Source organism: Chlamydia serpentis, assembly GCF_900239945.1.
In the GTDB taxonomy this organism is placed as follows: domain Bacteria; phylum Chlamydiota; class Chlamydiia; order Chlamydiales; family Chlamydiaceae; genus Chlamydia; species Chlamydia serpentis.
This window is the reverse complement of the sequence record NZ_LT993738.1, coordinates 58533-78876: the sequence shown is the minus strand read 5'-3', so window position 1 is coordinate 78876 and position 20344 is coordinate 58533. Positions and strand designations below refer to the sequence as shown.

Sequence of the window (20344 nt, the reverse complement as noted above, 5' to 3'; positions counted from 1 at the left end):
AACGTTAACAAAAAAAAATATTCCTATCAAGGAGGTTATGGACATAACCTCCTTGTCAAAACTTTCTATTACCTAATTAACAAGCACACTCTGCTTCGCTAACAAAATCGAAAACCAGGTCTTCTTGTTCTTTTTCCAGGTATTGCTTAATACGTTTATGAGTTTCAAAACCTGTACCTCCTGGGATCATATGACCCATAATAACATTTTCTTTAAATCCTAAGAGATAGTCGGTCTTACTACAACAAGCTGCATCCGTCAATACACGAGTAGTATCTTGGAAAGAAGCTGCTGATATGAATGACTCCGTACCTAAAGAAGCTTTGGTAATTCCTAATAAAACAGGAACAGCTTGAGCTGGCTTACCACCATCTTCTTCAGTGCGACGATTTTCTTCATAAAACTCCTTCTTATTCACATCTTCGCCAAAGAGAAGTGTAGTATCACCTGGGTCAGTAATACGTACTTTTTGGAGCATCTGACGAACAATAATTTCAATATGCTTATCATTGATATCGACACCTTGTAAACGGTACACTTCTTGGACCTCATTTACAAGATACTTCTGAAGTTCACGAACTCCACAAATTTCTAGGATCTCATGAGGAACAACCAAACCATCAGTAAGCTGTTGCCCTTTAATCACACTATCTCCCCGTTGTACGATCAAATGTTTAGTTAATGGAATAAGATGTTCTTCTTCCATACCTGTCATTTCATCACAGACAACAAGAATGCGTTTATTTTTCTGAATTCCTTTGAAATCAACAACACCATCAATTTTTGCAATCTCAGCAGCATCTTCAGGCTTACGGGCTTCTACCAACTCAGCAACACGAGGCAAGCCTCCAGTAATATCTTTTGTTTTGATAGCTCCACGAGGTAATCTAGCTAAGAGCATACCTGGATCTACTCTTTGTCCTTCTTCGACTGAGATAATTGCTCCTGAAGGAATCGCATAAGTTCCTACGAGCTCAGAGAAGTCTGCATCATCATAAATGGCAATCTGAGGATGTAACTCCCCTCGATGTTGCTTTACAATCAGCTCAACAAGTTCTGTATTTTTATTAACCACTTTTTCAGTAGAGATTCCTTCTACTAAGTCTTCATACTTCACAAATCCTGGTTTATCACAAATAATAGGAATATTATGTAGTTCAACTTCAGCTATTCTTTGTCCTTGAGAAACAGGTGTTCCATCTGCAATGAGAATTTTCACTCCCAATTCTACAGGGAAAACTTCTAAGCTTTCTATAGATTTCGTTGAGAGCAATTTTTTATACTCATGTAAGTTACGCCCTTCATCACGGACGATATGAAGAGCTCCTTTCTTATTCAATACGAGATTGTGGCCTTCTTGTCCTTCGACCACACGAAGATCCATATAGACTAAGATACCATCGCTATTTGTAATAATCTCAGGAGTTGAGGATGTTGCAGCAATACCTCCAAGATGGAACGTTCTCATTGTCAGCTGAGTTCCAGGCTCTCCAATTGACTGGGCTGCAATAATACCAACAGCTTCACCCATACCTATCAATCTACCATTAGCTAAATTGAGGCCATAACATTTTGCACAAACTCCTCGAGGACTTTCGCAGGTCAATGTCGAACGAATCTTTATCATCTCTATTCCAACATCATCGATAGCTTCTGCCTGTAATGAGTTGAGAACATCTCCGGATTGAGCCAACAATCGACTTTTATCACCTGGTTGATAAACATCCTCAGCTACAGTACGTCCGTAAATACGATCCTTAAGAGGTAAAAGTTCTTCAGAACCTTGACATATTGCCGAAATTTCAATGTGATTTAATGTACCACAGTCTTTTTCTGTGATAATAACATCTTGAGCAACGTCTACAAGTCGCCGCGTTAAATATCCAGAGTCAGCTGTTTTCAATGCTGTATCAGCTAAACCTTTTCTAGCACCATGTGAAGAGATAGAATACTCTAAAACTGTCAATCCTTCTCTAAAATTCGAAGTAATTGGTGATTCAATAATAGCACCATTTGGTTTTGCCATTAATCCCCGTAAAGCTCCTAGCTGTTTCAGCTGAGATTTATTACCTCGTGCTCCGGAATCTATCATTAGGAACAAGGGATTATGCTTACTACGTGTTTGTTTACTAATCTCAATATAAAGAGCATCAGAAAGTTGATCTGAAACTTCAGTCCAAATACTAATTGTTTTAGAATGACGTTCCCCTTCTGTAATAATTCCGTCATCGTATTGTTTTTTGACAATAGCAACCTTATTGTAAGCATCTTTAAGGATTTCACTCTTGATATCAGGAATACGAACATCCTTGAGTCCCATAGAGATTGCAGCTTTTGTAGCTTGAATAAATCCAAGATCCTTAAGATCGTCTAAAAAACGTACAGTAGCTTCTAAGCCAACTTTTTTATAGCATTGCAAAATAAGCTCACTGATACGTTTACTTGGCATACTATAGTTTTGGAAACCAAGTTCTTTAGGAACTATTCTATTAAATAACACTCTTCCTGGAGTAGTTTCAATAATTTGTCCGTCAATACGCACTTTAATTTTTTCATGAATATGGATACCGCGTCCTGTTTCATCACGACGTGACTCGAAAATATCATCAATAAATCCTCCATTATTCAGAGCACGTAATACTTCGATCTCATCTTTAAAGATTTTAGTTTTTCCTCCATGCTCTTCGGGGAAATAGGTAGGATCAGCCATCAGGTAATATAATCCCAAGGTCATATCTTTAGAAGGAATCGCTACTGGTTTTCCTGAAGACGGAAGGAAAATATTATCCGGAGCCATCATTAATACTTTAGCTTCTAACTGTGCTTCTACAGACAAAGGAACATGAACAGCCATTTGGTCTCCGTCAAAATCAGCATTAAACGCTGCACAAACCAAGGGATGCACACGAATTGCCTTGCCTTCTATTAATACAGGTTCAAAAGCCTGAATTCCTAAGCGATGCAATGTAGGTGCTCGGTTAAGAAGTACTGGATGTCCTTTAATAATCTCTTCAAGAACGTCCCAAACCTCTGGAGCTCCACGTTGGATCATTTTTTTAGCTGAACGAATAGTATAGACACTGCCCTGATCTTTGAGCCTTTTAATAATAAAGGGCTCAAATAACTCTAAAGCCATTTCCTTAGGAAGTCCGCATTGATTAAATTTTAATTCAGGGCCAACAATAATTACTGAGCGTCCAGAATAGTCAACACGTTTCCCTAAAAGATTTTGGCGAAAACGACCGTTTTTTCCTTTTAGCATTTCTGATAAGGATTTTAGTGGTCGATTTCCAGCACCCATAACAGGATGACCATGACGGCCGTTATCAAAAAGAGCGTCAACAGCTTCTTGTAACATACGTTTTTCGTTCCGCACAATCACTTCCGGTGTTTTTAAACGTAGGATTGCTTTAAGACGGTTGTTACGATTAATTACACGACGATAAAGATCATTTAGATCGGAAGTAGCAAAACGTCCACCATCTAGGGGAACAAGAGGACGAAGATCAGGTGGAACTACTGGAATATTTTTTAATACCATCCACTCAGGGTGATTCGATGAAGAAACAAACCCCTCAATAATTTTAAGGCGTTTAGCTAATTTCATTCGAGCCTGCTGAGACTTTGTTTTGCGCAAACGCTCTTTTAAATCCTTAAGTAAACTTTGGAGATCCTCGGATTTAAGCAAGTCATAAATAGCTTCGCCACCCATCTTAGCTACAAAGGCATCTTTACCCCACTTCTCAATAACTTCACGGTACTGTGCATCATTAAGAAGTTGTTTTTTAGTTAAGTCTGTTTTACCCGGATCAATAACTACATATTCTTCGTAATAGATGACTCGCTCCAAATCCGAGGCAGTCATTCCAAGAACATTACCTATTCTTGATGGAGTAGTTTTAAAAAACCAGATATGAACAATAGGAACAGCCAATTCGATATGAGCCATACGTTCACGACGTACTTTTGAAAGTGTAACTTCAACTCCACATCGATCGCAGACAATACCTTTATGCTTGATTTTCTTATATTTTCCGCAGCAACATTCCCAATCTTTAGTAGGACCAAAGATTTTCTCACAAAATAGACCACCCTTTTCAGGCTTAAAGGTACGATAATTTATAGTTTCTGGTTTTTTAATTTCTCCACAAGACCATTTATCTCGAATTGTAATATCTGAAGCTATGCCGATCTCTAATTTATCAAACAATCCTTCTTTAGAAAGGACTCCAATGTCTCGAGAATTTTCTCCGAACATTATTTTCTCCAAAACGTAATTTTTTAAGCGTCTACAACCATAGGACGAACATCAAGTCCTAGGCCCTGCATCTCTTTAATTAGCACATTGAAAGACTCAGGTGTTCCTGATCTTAGGAGGTTTTCCCCCTTAACAATAGATTCATAAATCCTTGTTCTTCCAGAGACATCATCAGACTTCACTGTTAGAATTTCCTGTAGCATATGAGCAACTCCATATGCCTCCAATGCCCAAACTTCCATTTCTCCAAATCTTTGTCCTCCCATCTGTGCTTTACCACCCAGAGGCTGTTGTGTAACCAGGGAGTATGGTCCTATTGATCTCGCGTGAATCTTATCAGCAATCAAGTGACTAAGCTTTAACATATAGATATAGCCTATGACTACCTTGTTATCAAAACGTTCACCAGTTTTACCATCATATAGGAAAGACTTACCATTGTCGGGTAGTCCTTGTTCTATCATCATATCCCAGATGCGTTGTTCAGGAAACCCTTCAAATACAGGAGTTTTCACATAAATCCCTGCAGTTTTTGCCGCATAACCCAAATGAGTTTCTAATACCTGTCCAAGATTCATCCTTGAAGGCACCCCTAGAGGGTTCAGGATCATTTGTACAGTTTCTCCATTAGAAAGATATGGCATATCGGCTTCAGGAACAATTTTAGAAACGACTCCTTTATTTCCGTGTCGCCCAGCCATTTTATCCCCGACTTGGAGCTTTCTTTTAGAAGCAACATAAACTTTGACTTGGCGAATTACACCGTGATCTAAATCTGCATCTCCCTCACGAATATGTTCGACTTCAGTTTTATAGTTAATCTCTAACCGTTGTAAGGAGGTTTCATAATCCGATAAAAGTCCCTTTAATACTTCATAGATTTCACAATTAGGCATTAAAAGATCTACCAGATCTTCTTGTTCAATACGTTCTATAGTCTCTTGATCAAAGAGCAGACCTTCATGAACAACAATTTCTGCTGTACGACGATGAATAATTGCTGCAGGCGCTTTTTCATTTAATAAGAGTGCCCCTAACTTTTCACGATATTCTGTCTTTAACGTTGCGACTTGATTTTTGTATCCTTTTTGCAAGTCTTTTAGGTGAACAGCTTCCTCTACAAGTTCGTCATCACTCTTTGATAATCTATCTTTTCTACTAAAGACTTTTACATCCATAACGACACCTTCAGTACCTGGAGGAACTGTTAATGAGGCATCTTTAACATCTGCAGCTTTTTCACCAAAAATCGCGCGCAATAAACGTTCTTCTGGAGCTAATTCCGTTTCTGATTTTGGGGTGATTTTACCAACAAGAATATCTCCTGGTTTAACTTCAGCACCTATACGAATAATACCGTCTTCACCTAGATTAGCTAATACTTCATCAGATACATTAGGAATATCACGTGTAATCTCTTCTTTCCCTAGTTTTGTATCACGAGCAGTTAATTCAAATTCCTCAATATAAATCGAGGTATAGGCATCCTCCCTGATCAATTTTTCAGAGATAATAATCGCATCCTCAAAGTTGTATCCATACCAGGGCATAAAGGCAACGAGAATATTTTTACCCAAAGCAAGTTCACCACGATCAGTTGCCGGTCCATCAGCAATAACATCGCCTTTGGTTATAATGTCTCCTACTGCACATAAAGGCTGTTGATTAATGCAAGTCCCTGAATTAGATCTAAGAAACTTTTTGAGATGATAGGTACGCTTAATTGTAGGATTATGCTTTGCAGCAATAACAACTTTATAACCATCCACAAAATCAACAATACCATCCTCTTCTGCAACAACGATAGCACCAGAATCTTTAGCAGCACGACATTCTAATCCCGTACCAACAATAGGAGCTTCAGTTTTAAGTAGCGGAACAGCCTGACGTTGCATATTAGATCCCATTAGCGCACGATTAGCATCATCATGCTCTAAAAAAGGGATCAATCCCGTAACAATAGAGACTAACTGTTTAGGTGAAACATCCATATGCGTTACAGTACTTGTATCAGCTTCAAAAGCTTCACCAGCATAACGTACCCAACATACAGGTTCAGTAAACATATTGTATTCATCTAAACTTGCGGAAGCTTGTGCGATAACACATTCTTCTTCGACATCAGCCGTCATGTATTCAATTTCGTCTGTTACAATTCCATCTCTTACAATTCTATAGGGAGTTTCAATGAATCCAAATTCATTAATTTTAGCAAAAGAAGAAAGAGAGGTAATCAGACCAATGTTTGGACCTTCGGGAGTTTCAATAGGACAAATGCGTCCGTAATGACTTGCATGAACGTCACGAACTTCAAATCCTGCTCGCTCTCTATTGAGCCCCCCTGGCCCCAACGCAGAAAGACGTCGCTTATGAGTCAGTTCTGCGACAGGATTAGTTTGATCCATAAATTGAGACAATTGAGAACGACCAAAGAAATCTTTCAATACACTAGCCAAACCTTTAGCAGAGACAACCTTCCCAGGAGTCAAGGTATCTGAAGAGAAATCAAATAAATTCATTCGTTCTCTAACAATTTTCTCCATTCTAGCCAAACCTGAACGACATTGGTTTTGAATGAGTTCACCAACTGAACGGACACGTCGATTTGCAAGATGGTCAATATCATCTATACAAGCTTTCTCATCACCCATTTTTAAACGGATTAGATATTTTAGAGCCCCTATAACATCTTCTTTTCTTAAGGTAACCTGAGACAAAGCATCTTCATCCATAGAAAAGCCCAATTTACGATTAAGCTTATAACGTCCAACACGTCCTAAGTTATAACGCTTAGGATCAAAGAATAACCTCATAATTGTAGAGCGTGCATTGGCTAGAGTTGCTGGTTCTCCTGGACGTAATCTACGATAAAAATCTTTTAATGCAGCTTCATATGAGTCCGTAGGATCTTTGGCTAGCATTTTGATGATAGGATGATTTTCATCAGCATCTACAGCAATCTTAACACAAGAAATTCCAGCATCAAGCATCCGTTTTAACATTGCTGTACTTAATTTTTCTCCAGCTTTTCCATAAACTAATGAAGAAGCTTCATCAACGATATTATCTGCTAAAATTCTTCCAACAAGGAGAGCAAAATCTTTTTCACTCTTAAGAGTATTTTCTTCTATTTTGAAGAATTCCTCAATAATGTCAGCATCTGAAGAGTATCCAAGGGCACGGATAAAAGTTATTGCTAAAATTTTTCTTCTGCGTTTTTTTCTATCAATATGAATATAAATTAAATCATTGATATCAAAAATAGCTTCAAGCCAACTTCCGCGATAAGGAATTATTCTAAAAGAGAATAAGATATTTCCTTTAGAATGTCTTTCTTGTTCGAAATTAATTCCTGGAGAACGATGAACTTGGGAAACAACGACTCTTTCTGCTCCATTAATAATAAATGTCCCTTTGTCAGTCATAAGAGGAATCGTTCCCATATAGACTTCTTCTTCTTTTATTCCTGTTTCATCTGTTAAACGAAAACGGACCTTTAAAGTAACGCTATACGTAATTCCTCGACGGATACATTCTTCTGGAGAATATTTTGGCACACCCAAATTATATGACAGGTATTCAAGAACAGTGGCTTCGTTATAAGATTTAATGGGAAAAATTTCCCTGAAAACCTCTTCTAAACCAGTATTCTCTCTTTCTTCTGCTAATTTTCCAATTTGAAGAAATTGCTTATAAGACTTAATTTGGATTTCAATAAGATTTGGAAGGTCTAGGATATCTTCCTTTTTTTTAACACTGACCCGTTCAGGGCACTTGAACATGCGGCTCTCCTGCTATTTTGATGCGACAAAATTTCCCTAAATCAAGCCTACGTATACTTGTAAAGGGAGGATTAGGTTTTTTATACATGAAAAGAAAAGAAAAGAAAAATCATTTTGATTTTTCTTTTCTACAAATTACAGTCCCTTAAACGAGGCTTTTGCACCCGCGTCTTGCAACTTCTTAACTGTATCTTCGGCATCACTCTTAGAGGTTTTTTCTTTGACGGTCTTAGGTAACCCTTCCGTCATTTCCTTAGCTTCTTTCAAAGCTAATCCTGTTACTTCTCTAACTACTTTTAAGACGCCAATTTTTTTATCAGCAGGAACATCTTCTAAAGTTACTGAAAATTCTGTAGGTTCGGCAGCAGTAGGAGCTTCTCCACCACCAGCAGCAGCAACAGCAACTACGGGAGCAGAAGCAGTAACATCCCATTTCTCTTCTAATAATTTTTTTAATTGAGAGAGTTCTAGTACAGTTAAATTACTTAACTTCTCTACTAAAGTTTCCAAACTTTCTGTTGTCACTTTTGTCACCCTTACTTATTTTGAGAGTTTTAATTTTAATTCTTTAGTTCTTTTCTGCCTTCTGATCTATGCATGAGATGACTCCAGAAAGAATGGAGTTCATAATTCCTACAACTTGAGACATAGGTGCAGCAAACAAACCAACAACTTCCTGTCTAAGCTCTTTGAGAGATGGCAGTTTGGCGACAGCTTCTACCTCAGCACCCGAAAGAGACGCATTGTCTATTCTTCCTGCAAGAAAAACTAAAGAATCTTTATGTTGTTTATTAAAATCTAATACCTGCTTTGCTGCAGAAACAGGATCTCCATAGGAAAAGACCACACCGAGATGACCATCTACGTCACTACAATCTACTTTTAGGCCCTTAGATTCTATGGCTTTAAAAAAGATTCTCTTTTTTAGAACTTCAAATTCCGCAGACACTCCAGAAAGTGAATTTCGAAATTCTCGAGAATAAGCCGCTGTAAATCCAAGGTATCTCAATAAAATAAATCCCTGTGATGCAGAAATTTTGTCTTCTACCTCTTGAAGAAGCAATGTTTTTTCTTGTTTCATTTTCCCTCTTTAAGATTAAGATACCATTAATTCTCTAGTATCTATAGAAATTCCAGGCCCCATAGTGGAGGAAATAGTAAATGAGACTAAATATTGCCCCTTAGCTGCTGGAGGCTTTGCTTTAATTAAAGCAGAACTTAGGGCCTCAATATTTTCTTTTATTTGAATACTTTCAAAAGAAAGCTTACCTACACCTACATTACATACGCCGGCACGATCTGCTTTAAATTCAATTTTTCCCTTACGTAATTCAACGACAGCCTTAGCAACATCTGTTGTTACTGTTCCTGTCTTAGGTGTGGGCATTAAGTTTCTAGGTCCTAAGACTTTTCCTAACTTTCCGACTTCACGCATCATATCTGGAGTAGCAACGGCAACGTCAAACTCTAACCACCCAGATTTAATCTTTTCAACGAGATCATCACTCCCCACAAAATCTGCGCCAGCTTCAAGAGCCTCTTTGACTTTGTTTCCTGAAGCAAAAACCAGAACCCTTAAGGTTTTTCCAGTCCCATTAGGCAAGAAAACCGCTCCCCGGATCTGTTGGTCGCTCTTTTTAGGATCTATGCCCAATTTGATAGACACATCTACGGTTTGATCGAAGCGTACTGGAGGACACTGTTTTAAAATATCTATAGCTTCTTGCAAAGAATATGATTTTGAAAAATCATAATTCTTTAAAATACCCCTTATACGTTTGCCATGCTTTGTCATAATTCTATAGCTCTAAAAGTAACAATTTATTCTACGTCTATACCCATACTACGGGCAGTTCCTTCCACCATACGTGTTGCAGACTCTAAAAGGACGATGTCCATATCTTTCATTTTTTGTTGAGCAATTGCTTCAACTTGAGCCCGAGTAAGCTTTCCTACTTTATTACGATTAGGAATTTTAGACCCTGATTCCAAATTCAATGTTTTCTTGATGAGAGAGGAAACTGGGGGCTGCTTCGTTATGAAAGTAAAAGTTTTATCGGTATAAACAGTAATCACCACTGGAAGCAAGTCTCCAACCCTATCTTGAGTTGCTGCGTTAAATTCTTTGCAGAAGCCCATAATATTGACCCCAGCAGCACCTAAAGCTGGCCCTATAGGCGGAGCTGGATTGGCTTTGCCCCCAGAAATTTGCAACTTAATTATTTTGATTACCTTTTTTTTAACCGACATACTAAACCTTAATTGAGACACCTCTACAAACAGAGGGTAAGAAACGAAAAACTAAAATTATAAGAAGATAGCGAATAAGAATACACAGATTTCAACCTATCTACTCACTTTCTTGTCCTGGGGTTACCTCTTCTACTTGCCAAAATTCTAAATCATCTACTCTAGTTTCTCTTCCAAAAATAGAAACCATAACGCTTAATCGCCCTTTATCGTGGAAAACTTCGGAAACGACACCAATGAAATTAACAAAAACTCCATCATTAATTTTTACTCTAGAACCAATCTCAAATTGATGTTTTTGAACAACCCCAGATTTTTTTTCTTCTATATCTGTTAGGATACTTCTTACTTCTTCTTCAGAAAGAGCTACAGGCACTCCTCCCCCAAGAAACTCGACAACACCTGCTGTACCTTTAACATAAAGCCATGATTCATCTGTTAAGTGCATTTTAACCAAGAGGTACCCTGGCCAGATGTATTTTTCAACGACCTTATGTTCCCCTTTTTTGACTTCCATGACATTTTCAATAGGCAAGATAATTTCATGTATAAAATCAGTCATTCCAGAAGACTCTTTAAAATCTTCCAAAGCCTTCTTTACTTTCTTTTCTTGAGCCGTGAAAACCTGAACGACATACCATTTATACATGCAATTAACCGAACAAAAAGGTTGTGATACCATCTAAACACATGAGCAATTTACGCAACAGCAGATCTATAAAATAGATAGCAAATCCAAAACCAAAAATACTTACAAGAATTATCTTAATGTATTTTTTAAGATCACGTTTACTCACCCACTCGACTTTTTTAATCTCATCTAAAAAGCTTCCTGCAAATTTAGCCTGTTTTTTGACAGTACTTAGCTTGCGAGATAAGGCTTCACGATTGTGTTGCTGTTTCATAAACTAACTTCTAGATTAAAATTAAATCTACGGGTGCGAAGGGAGTCGAACCCCCGACCGGCGGCTTTGGAGGCCACTGCTCTACCAGCTAAGCTACACACCCAAAAACTCGTGATAATTATTTCTATCATCACGAGATGTACTTTTTCTAAGCATTGATCTTTGAAATTGTTCCAGCTCCGATAGTACGACCACCTTCACGGATTGCAAATCTCATCCCTTCCTCAAGAGCAACTGTTCCAATGAGCTCGACATCCAGCTCTACATTGTCTCCGGGCATCACCATCTCTACTCCTTCAGGGAGAGTAACGACTCCTGTCACATCTGTAGTGCGGAAGAAGAACTGAGGCCTGTATCCACTGAAGAAAGGCTTATGACGGCCACCCTCTTCTTTTTGCAAAACATAAACAGCTGATTTAAATTTAGTGTGAGGTTTAACACTACCAGGTTGGCAAACTACCATTCCTCTTTCAACATCATTTTTCCCAATACCTCTGAGCAATAATCCGACATTTTCTCCTGCTCGACCTTCTGGAAGCTCTTTTCTGAACATCTCAACGCCAGTAACAATAGTTTCTTTAGTTTCCCCTAATCCTACAAGCTGCACTTTATCAGAAACTTTAACAATCCCACGCTCAATTCTTCCTGTAACTACTGTACCACGACCAGAAATAGAGAAAACGTCTTCAATAGGCATCAAGAAAGGCTTATCAATTTCTCTTTCTGGTGTAGGAATATTATCGTCGACAGCTTGCATAAGTTCACGAACTTTCTCAATATAACTTGGATCTCCTTCAAGAGCTTTTAAAGCAGAGCCACGGATAATAGGACACCCTTTGTAACCTTTTTCTTCAAGAAGTTCGCTAAGTTCCATTTCAACTAAATCAATAAGTTCTGCATCTTCTTGAGAAATCATATCCACTTTGTTGAGAAAAACAACGATATAAGGAACGCCAACTTGACGAGCTAAAAGAATATGTTCTTTAGTTTGCGGCATAGCACCATCTGTAGCGGAAACTACCAAGATAGCACCATCCATTTGAGCGGCACCAGTAATCATATTTTTAACATAATCGGCGTGGCCTGGGCAATCTACGTGAGCATAGTGACGGTTAGGGGTTTCATACTCAACGTGAGAAGCATTAATAGTAATTCCTCGGGCCTTTTCTTCAGGAGTATTGTCAATTGAACTATAATCACGAAAAGACGCCAATCCATCCCCTGATAATGCGCGTGTAATTGCCGCTGTTAGCGTAGTTTTACCATGGTCAACGTGCCCTATTGTCCCGATATTGATATGGGGCTTAGTACGTTGAAAAGTTTCTTTTGACATCTCAAAATCCTCTTAAAAAATTATTGATTACTCCAACCATTCTTTCTGCCCAGAATAGGAATTGAACCTACGACCGCTTGCTTACCATGCAAGTGCTCTACCACTGAGCTATCTGGGCTTACTTATGCATTGCTTACTGGTCCTAAAAAACCGCCTAGTCTATGTCACTTATTTTAAAACATCAATAGAAAATAATTAACGGTGCCTGTATACGACCCTAGCCTTTGTTAAGTCATAAGCAGACATTTCAACAGTAACACGATCCCCAACGAGTAATCGAATATTGCTCATGCGCATCTTTCCACACAAATGAGCGGTAACTGGCATGCCATTTTCTAATACCACACGGAAATGCATTCCTGGAAGGAGCTCCTCTACTTTACCTTCAAGTACGAGAGTATCTTCTTTTTTCGCCATTGATCAATAATCCTTAACAAAATCTTTTGGGCCGAGGCTTATGACTAGCTAGCCAAGTAGGTAGATTTAGCCCTAAAAATAGAATGGTGACCTTCTATTTCCCCTATTCTATAAACGCATTAGGATTATATTTGTTATTTAGAAAAAGTCAAATCCCTTTCACAAGACCTTATCAATACTACCAATAAAATATTGAACAAACTAAAGGAGCTCTAGAAATAAAAAACCCCTATTTACAAACAAAAAGTCCTTATTTTAATATGTCCTTCTTATTGTTTTGTTTTTAATTATCCAATGTCTATCCCACCATCTTCTGGAGGAATTACCCCTTCTGCTCAATTCCCATACTCCACCATTAACCCATGTAATAGACCGCGTTCTTCTACATCAAATTCCACTGAATCAAATAGCCCGGGAACATCTCCAACATCTTCTACTCCCCCCTTTTCAGATTTAGCTCCATTAACCCAATTACAAGTGGTTTCTCCTAATCAGGCTTCTTTTTCTTGGGCTCTCCGTTTAAAAGCAGCTGCTCAAAAGATAGGTTTATTTTTACAAAACAACTGGAAATATATATTACTTTATATTTTAGCTTGGGCACTAATTTTAGTATGTCATCACACAGTTGCTTTGACTTTAACAATTTGGTTAGGGGTTGGCCTAGGGGTAGGGGTTATTTTTGGAATCTTTACGGCAACGTGTATAGACAAAGAAAATAAACACAAGCATGTGAATAGCTTATGGAATTTGATCAACTATGGAATTTTAAAATTAGATCCTAATGGAACTCGACAAATTCTTTTGGCCACTATTATTGCCTCTATTTCGTCACTAATTTATGCTCTTCCACAAGCTGTGGGTCTAGTTATAGGCTTTTCTATTGGGAATCAACTGAGTATCAATACAGTCTATGGAATGCGTTTAGGAGACAAGGCTGCTTATGCTATTGATCGGAAGGCTCACGAAAGACGTATGGAAAATATTCAAAACGCAATTAACCAGACGCAAATATTAAAACATCAGATGGTTATTCGGATGCAGTTAAATGCAATTCGAGAGGCATTACAAAATACTCAAGAAAACTCTATAACTACCGTTTTAGATACTATACAGCTTCAAATGCATCAACCTTTCCCTTACTGTTTTTCTACACCAGATTGTAATTTGAACCCCTCTATACAACTTGATTTGAATAAAAAGTCGCCCCTTGAAATTATTCATGTCGCCGATCAATACATTATGACTTTATCCGAAACTTTACGTCAGATAACACTCGAACCTGATAGTATTATTGAGGAATAATTTGGAATTCGTTTGTCCTCTCCACCATGCTAAATGTTTGAAAAAACAATATAATATTATTAAGAAGCTCTTTCCCGAGCCTTTTCAAAAAGATACTTTGTATCTTAAATTGATGGAGAACAGTTCTTCAAGTGGCTCTTTTGACAAGCAACATATGATTAAAGAGAACTTAGTTACTGGCTGTCAAAGTGATTTATATCTTTATGAAGTGTATCAAAATGGAAGATTATTTTTTTTTACTTATACAGAAGCTTTAATCTCTTCTGGAATCGCCGCTTTATTCACTGAGGTATATTCTGGAGAAACTCCTTCTATAATTTTGACTTGCAAACCCATTTTTTTTCAGCAACTCACACCCTATCTTTCCTTTGGTAGAGTCAACGGTGGAGAATCTCTCTATATGCGCATGAAGCAAATTGCTGTAAAATACTTAAAATCTCATCATGCCTAAATACCTTCTGTTTAAGAATGGATATCCCTTGATTATTAGAAAATTATGTGCTAGCATTTTTTTCTTAAATCGGGGCGGTAGCTCAGCGGTTAGAGCTGCGGACTCATAACCCGTAGGTCACAGGTTCAAATCCTGTCCGCCCCAAGTTTTTCTCGTCTCCACTCTAAAATAGTTAAAAATTTTTATAAGACTTTCGTCATGATTACTTATATGACCTGAGCAACCTTTATTTTTCAACTGCGCACTAAACAGACAATCAGACCGATCAACCCAAGAAAGAGACCTAAGATTAAGTTAGAGACCATAATACCTGCACATATCCCACAAGTGATTTTAAAAGCTTTTTCAAACATATTTCTCCTCGAGTCTAGATTAAGTACAACTTAGGATATCTAAATTAATTAATTATAATAAATGAAAATATTTATTTTAAAAATAAAAGAAACTTCAATATAAAAAACAATATCATTAAACGAAAAGCAAACTGAGGATTCTTGATATAAAACAACCTAATGGATATCTCACGATTTTTTAGAGATTTGCATTCAAACCGTCTTCCAAAAACATCATCGATAGCGATATCCAAAAGCAATTTTTTAAAAAATTCCTATAGCATCCTAAGGATAACAAGTCATCATTAGGAAGATCTATACAATTTATTATTCTGACCTGTTCGATAAAGTTATGAACCCTATAACCTGTCGTATAGGTTTTTTTATCTACTTTGCAAGCCAGCATATTTAATGCGGTTGTGGGCAGCTAGATATCGTACTCCTCTTCGATAGAAGAAATCTATACAGAGAAACACATAATCGAGGAACACTTTCTGTGCAGTCCTTTCCCTCGTTAATGCCAACCTCATTAGTTCTAAAAAAGAATACCGAATGTACTTTTTCAATTACTACTAGGGATCTTTTTCATTTTACAAGTATCTAGCTAAAAGCTTGCCTTTGCTCCTTATTCTATCTAATATATCCAACATACTTTTGTCAGGATCAGGGACGCAGGTATACCTTGTAAGCCTGATTATTTATCGATTAAGAGGTTTTTATAATGTTTTCTCCCTTAACACAACTTGCCAATCCTTGACCACATTAAAGCGTATTATAGAATTAAAAGTAAGTAAGGCAATTTATATTAAAATACTAATAAATTAAAAAATTTAAACAACGTTAGACTCAACAAGTTAATTAAATCCTATATAAAACATTCAATAAAAATGTTTTAAGCAATCAAAAAATATAATTAACAATTATTTTCTCCTTCCTGCAAATTTATTTGGTGTTTTGAATTTTTATTCCTATAATACTTTTAAATCCTATTTTATTAAATTAATTCCTTTAGAGTTTTTATGATTAAGAAAATTTTTATATATAGTTTATTTTCCTTTTGTAGTTTCTCAATTTCTATACAAGGCGTGTGTAATGAAACTGTGTGTTCTCCAGAGAGTAACGAGCAAAACTCTGAACATTTAATCGCAGAGTTGAATGGATTACTAGAAACCTTAATAGAAGAAGGAAAAGAAATTCGTAAGGAATTACAGACAGTTTGTAATCAAGAAGAAAATCTCAATCAGGTTCAGGAAAAAGATCTTATTTTCGATGAGGGTATGGCATCTGAGGATAACCCTCAAGAATACGTTCTTAACTTTTTAAACACTATGCTTGAAAGGTTGAATGATATTTCTAAGATGTCTCAGTCTTCACAAATTTCTCAGATTATAGACTGTTTTAACCGCGAATTTGAAATTCGCAATCGAGAATTAGAATTGAAAAATCGAGAATTAGAACTTCGAGATAAAGATTTGGAATTTAAAAAATCTATTTTAAGCTGGGAGAAAGAAAAAGCAAGTCAAGAACGAGCTTTTCAACGAGAGCAAGATGTTAAGCAAACTCTCATGCTATTAAAAAAATAAACATGCTGAGGGCTGCAAGTATTCTTATAATCTTAGACCTACTTGTAGTCCCAATTTTTTATTCGACGTTTTGTATGAAAACTCAGAATTGCAATACAAAATTTTTTTATCTTCGGTAAGAAAATTATCTTTATCGCTACTTCTACAATTTAGAATGCAACCTTAGGAAATATCAAAAAATTCTTTAATCTTGAAAAACTAAAGAGTAATTTTATGCTTATTTGATATTCTAATAGTTATTGTTTTTTTAAAAGAAAACGTAGAGGCCAGGACATGAATACTAAGTAAAAAACGAGAAGCTCTAATAGAAAAAATAGAGTTATGCATAAAAGTGGTCTTCTAAGCTTCTACCCCCGTATTTCCTAACTTGATGGTCTTTAAGAAAAGACTCACCGTTATCTGTTGTTATTAGTAAATCATAAATAGGGTTAAGTGCCGGTTGTTGACAGGCAGGGTCTTTATCCTTATTAGCATAAATTTCACGAAGCTGTTTAATATTAAACAAACTGTGATAAAGTTCAATAGTTGCATTAAAGGCTAATCGAGCATAGTAGCATGAATGTCCTGGAGTAAAAAATAATTGTTTATCATTAGTACGTCGCAGCTCTGAATATTTTTTTAATATTGTTTGAGCCCCTGCTCTAAATACTGTGAAAAATCCGTCATAAGTTTTTGTATAAGCAAGAAAATGAGTCGCTCGATTTTTTACATTTAACGAGAGTATTTTCAACCCTAGTTCCTTAGTCACATCCCCGAATAGAGATCGGCTCAATTGAGTAGGAAGAGTTGAAAATAGAAAATCGTTTAATAAATTAGTAAGTTCTTTTGTAAGTTGTGGCAACTTTGGGGTAGTTGTCTCCATTAATAAATAGCAGCCGACGATATCCCGTATTAATTTTTCTTCTTTCTGACCAACATCACTAAAATTAGAACCGCTCCAATTCTTAAATAGGAAAATATCTTGGGAATTCTTATAAACATCTGTTAATGTAGGACTGTTACGTACAAAATGAAGGCTCTTGTTAAATGCAGATAGCGCATTATTTTTGTCCGATTTACTAGGATCCTCCATGTCTACACGCTTTCTTTCTTGAAACCACCTGGTCACTTCTTTGTGCTTTGACTCCACACCGCCGGTTCCAACTACTTTTTTTATTCTCTTAGAATAAAGAACTGTTACTAGCAAACAGGCAGAGACAATAGTTAAAATAACAGCCAAAATTAGATAGGGAAGCAAAGGTAAAACAGCGGCTCCTGTTAAACCTAGCAGTACCCCACCACCAATAAAAGTTAGTACAGCTACGATTATAGATAAAACTCTACACAGTTGAAATTTTTGAGAAGATTTGCTGATTAAGATTTCTTGCTCTCTCTGAGCAGGGATTTGAGAATGACTTACTATTCGCTCTGAAGACACAAAGCACCTTTATAAAATATAAAATAAAGTTCTTTAATTATAGAAATTAAGCCTTTAAAAAAGCTAATAATTTTATTTATTAGAAAAATAATTCAAAGTAAAAATAATTTGATATTTTATATGTTATTCTGGTTAAAAAATATCCGACACAATTTCTATAGATACTCACCATATTAGGAATCTCAACAGCGCTAAATTTGATATGTTATTCTGTTCTACAAATGAATTTAAGTACTGAGTTATTAGGAATGAATGCTTAGAAAGCCCTTTAGGGGTTTGCCATTAAAAACTTAAAAAAATACGATGTGTAAAAATCATCTTAGTATAATTTCTTGTTCTCTTTGAAAATCTAAAGGGCAAGGTTCCTGAACCTTCTTAGCGAGGCGACCTACGATTTAAATGTCTTCGCACTGAACTCACAAAGAAAAAGGTATTTATAAACAATAGGAGCATGCATAGCAAAAAGTGGAAGGTCTGTCCTACAGCCATTATATCTCCTGAGTTCCATGCTTCATTCGCGGTCTGATTTAAATCATAGACTACATTATGATTTGAACGCATCACGATCCTTGGAAAGTTAATGAGCATTTGGCTAAAAACACCTAATGTCAAAGGTATGAATAATCCACTGTGAGCTGTAAATAATGCATTTTCAGCAAATCTTATAGTGCTCATCTGATTTACACGAATTCTCCCTAAAGGAAGACCTCTTCCTGTTAATCTTCTGAGAACTAAAGCCTGAACGCGCGAACGCAATTGTGTGAAAAACATACGTGTGATGTCTATGTAAACGACACTTCCTGTTATAAGGGTAGCAACACAGAATATTCCTGACACTATAGCTGGCTGGCGATTAACCCTACGCGCTACATTAATATGATCAAGCAATACAGATAAAAATCCTAAAGGTTGCAGTGCTAAAAATCCCAGTCTGACAGCACGACAACGCCTACGGCAACCTGGACGATTTGTCAATAACAATATGAAATAGCGTAGGGTCATTATAGAGTATCCCGTGACAATAGCGTAGGATACGAAAACATCAGGGGAATAAGTCACTGAAAGGATTAAAACCTCTTGAAGTAAACTGGAAATCCTTGTTGTTGCATATAATGCGGTTAACGCAACATCACGGCAGTTATTTGGTTGAGGGTTAAACTCGAGAACAGCTGAGGAATCTCCTTCATTCATCCATGCAACAAGCCGAGCCATTGCACCAGAATTCGAATCTAAATCTATCAATAAAGATATTTCTGGAGCACGAGATCGAGAGATTGGAGGAATAGGGTTCTCTAAGATCCCGTGTTCCTGACTCGTCATTAAACACTGTTCTCCAAAAAGCAAGACGCTCTGATATGAAGGACAACGTACTGAAGGGTTAAAAATCCCCTCAGCAGAATCTGCATAGGGAATTGTCGTGATACTTCCTGGTTGAGCTAACCTAGAATGTAGAAGCGATAACCAATCTCCTATGACACGGTAGTGATGAACGCGATGAGACCCTTGAATATAATAACTAGCTCCAATACCAACACAAAGAATACGTTCCGAGTATATAGAATTATCTAATGCTACTTGAAGACATAGACCTCCATTACCAGAGAAAAAAACGATATACTCTCTATTTTGATTTGAAGGAGAGGTGAAAAATTCATTCCACCGAGATAAAATTCCTCCAGGAATATAGTCGTGAATAGATGGGAAATGAGGCCGAATACTTAAGGGACACGATCTTGCATTCCGTCCATCATTATATATTAGCCTAACAGGTTCTCCACGCAAGCTACTGATATGCATAGCTTCCGTAACAGCTTCGCAACGTGTTAAATGACTACTATTAATATACATAATCTTAACTTCAGAATCTTCAAAATTAAAATCTTCGTCGCTGGCTGTACACACACAGTCGTAAACTTCTGAAGATCTTAGAAGTCTTTCATTATTTCTATCGCCTCCTTCAATAAAAAGAGAAACCTCCTCAGCAGTCGAATAGGGCGGAGGAGGTTCAGAGGGAGTCTCAATATTAGAGCTCGGTGGCTGGCTTTCTGTTAGCTCAATTTCTTCTATACTCACGCTGGGACTCGGTGGTCTTGATTGTGTAGGATTTGCCATATAAACTCCTTATTTTATTAGTTTTGGGAAAATACTTTAGAAATAAAAAAATAAAGTTCAAGAAGTATATTTATTATACCTACTTACTAAAAACAGTCTCTTTATAAAGAAAGGGAAGTAAATATAAAACAGAGTTAAACTAAAATTACGAAGAAAATATTATAAAAACAACTAGCAGAGTTGTTTAGAAACACTAAAAATT

At 36.8% G+C, this 20344-nt stretch carries 15 protein-coding genes and 3 tRNA genes; 4 read left to right on the top strand and 14 right to left on the bottom strand.

What is annotated here, in order from left to right; translation table 11 throughout:
* Positions 1-76: 76 nt before the first annotated feature.
* The 12 genes from rpoC to infA all read right to left on the bottom strand — a co-directional run bounded on the left by rpoC (position 77) and on the right by infA (position 12945).
* Complete coding sequence (gene rpoC, locus C834KP_RS00305) at positions 77-4258, bottom strand: DNA-directed RNA polymerase subunit beta' (protein ID WP_108896239.1); 4182 nt, start codon at positions 4256-4258, stop codon at positions 77-79.
* A 23-nt stretch (positions 4259-4281) separates the two neighbouring features.
* A complete protein-coding gene (gene rpoB / locus C834KP_RS00300) occupies positions 4282-8040 on the bottom strand; it encodes a DNA-directed RNA polymerase subunit beta (RefSeq protein ID WP_108896238.1) in 3759 nt (1252 codons plus the stop codon).
* Between the two features lie 135 nt (positions 8041-8175).
* Entirely contained in the window at positions 8176-8565 is a 390-nt protein-coding gene (gene rplL, locus C834KP_RS00295; RefSeq protein ID WP_108896237.1) for a 50S ribosomal protein L7/L12, read from the bottom strand.
* Between the two features lie 43 nt (positions 8566-8608).
* Positions 8609-9121 (bottom strand): 50S ribosomal protein L10, encoded by a 513-nt coding sequence (gene rplJ / locus C834KP_RS00290; protein WP_108896236.1) that lies wholly within the window; start codon positions 9119-9121, stop codon positions 8609-8611.
* A 15-nt stretch (positions 9122-9136) separates the two neighbouring features.
* The gene (gene rplA, locus C834KP_RS00285; protein ID WP_108896235.1) at positions 9137-9835 is read right to left on the bottom strand and encodes a 50S ribosomal protein L1; all 699 of its coding nucleotides are present in this window, start codon (positions 9833-9835) and stop codon (positions 9137-9139) included.
* A gap of 26 nt (positions 9836-9861) precedes the next feature.
* The gene (rplK, locus tag C834KP_RS00280; protein WP_108896234.1) at positions 9862-10290 is read right to left on the bottom strand and encodes a 50S ribosomal protein L11; all 429 of its coding nucleotides are present in this window, start codon (positions 10288-10290) and stop codon (positions 9862-9864) included.
* A 100-nt stretch (positions 10291-10390) separates the two neighbouring features.
* Entirely contained in the window at positions 10391-10939 is a 549-nt protein-coding gene (gene nusG / locus C834KP_RS00275) for a transcription termination/antitermination protein NusG (RefSeq protein WP_108896233.1), read from the bottom strand.
* Between the two features lie 4 nt (positions 10940-10943).
* Positions 10944-11195, bottom strand: coding sequence for a preprotein translocase subunit SecE (secE, locus tag C834KP_RS00270; RefSeq protein WP_108896232.1), 252 nt, complete (start codon positions 11193-11195; stop codon positions 10944-10946).
* 30 nt (positions 11196-11225) lie between these two features.
* Positions 11226-11298, bottom strand: a tRNA-Trp gene (locus C834KP_RS00265).
* A gap of 45 nt (positions 11299-11343) precedes the next feature.
* Entirely contained in the window at positions 11344-12528 is a 1185-nt protein-coding gene (gene tuf / locus C834KP_RS00260; protein ID WP_108896231.1) for an elongation factor Tu, read from the bottom strand.
* Positions 12529-12574: 46 nt separating this feature from the next.
* A tRNA-Thr gene (locus C834KP_RS00255) sits at positions 12575-12646 on the bottom strand.
* A 77-nt stretch (positions 12647-12723) separates the two neighbouring features.
* Positions 12724-12945, bottom strand: a complete 222-nt coding sequence (gene infA / locus C834KP_RS00250) for a translation initiation factor IF-1 (RefSeq protein WP_100934032.1) — start codon at positions 12943-12945, stop codon at positions 12724-12726.
* Between the two features lie 294 nt (positions 12946-13239).
* On the opposite strand from infA, the gene C834KP_RS00245 reads away from it, so the two are divergent.
* The 4 genes from C834KP_RS00245 (at position 13240) to C834KP_RS00230 (ending at position 16613) form a co-directional block, all read left to right on the top strand.
* On the top strand, positions 13240-14247 hold the full coding sequence (locus C834KP_RS00245) for a hypothetical protein (protein WP_108896230.1): 1008 nt from the start codon (positions 13240-13242) through the stop codon (positions 14245-14247).
* 1 nt (position 14248) lies between these two features.
* The gene (locus tag C834KP_RS00240; protein WP_108896229.1) at positions 14249-14698 is read left to right on the top strand and encodes a SufE family protein; all 450 of its coding nucleotides are present in this window, start codon (positions 14249-14251) and stop codon (positions 14696-14698) included.
* 71 nt (positions 14699-14769) lie between these two features.
* Positions 14770-14842: transfer RNA gene (locus C834KP_RS00235), tRNA-Ile, on the top strand.
* 1207 nt (positions 14843-16049) lie between these two features.
* Entirely contained in the window at positions 16050-16613 is a 564-nt protein-coding gene (locus tag C834KP_RS00230; RefSeq protein ID WP_108896228.1) for a hypothetical protein, read from the top strand.
* A 319-nt stretch (positions 16614-16932) separates the two neighbouring features.
* Here C834KP_RS00230 and C834KP_RS00225 read toward each other — a convergent pair whose 3' ends face one another.
* Together C834KP_RS00225 and C834KP_RS00220 are read right to left on the bottom strand one after the other, a co-directional pair.
* Positions 16933-18030, bottom strand: a complete 1098-nt coding sequence (locus C834KP_RS00225; protein ID WP_108896227.1) for a hypothetical protein — start codon at positions 18028-18030, stop codon at positions 16933-16935.
* 375 nt (positions 18031-18405) lie between these two features.
* Entirely contained in the window at positions 18406-20142 is a 1737-nt protein-coding gene (locus tag C834KP_RS00220; protein ID WP_108896226.1) for a DUF687 family protein, read from the bottom strand.
* Positions 20143-20344: the final 202 nt, after the last annotated feature.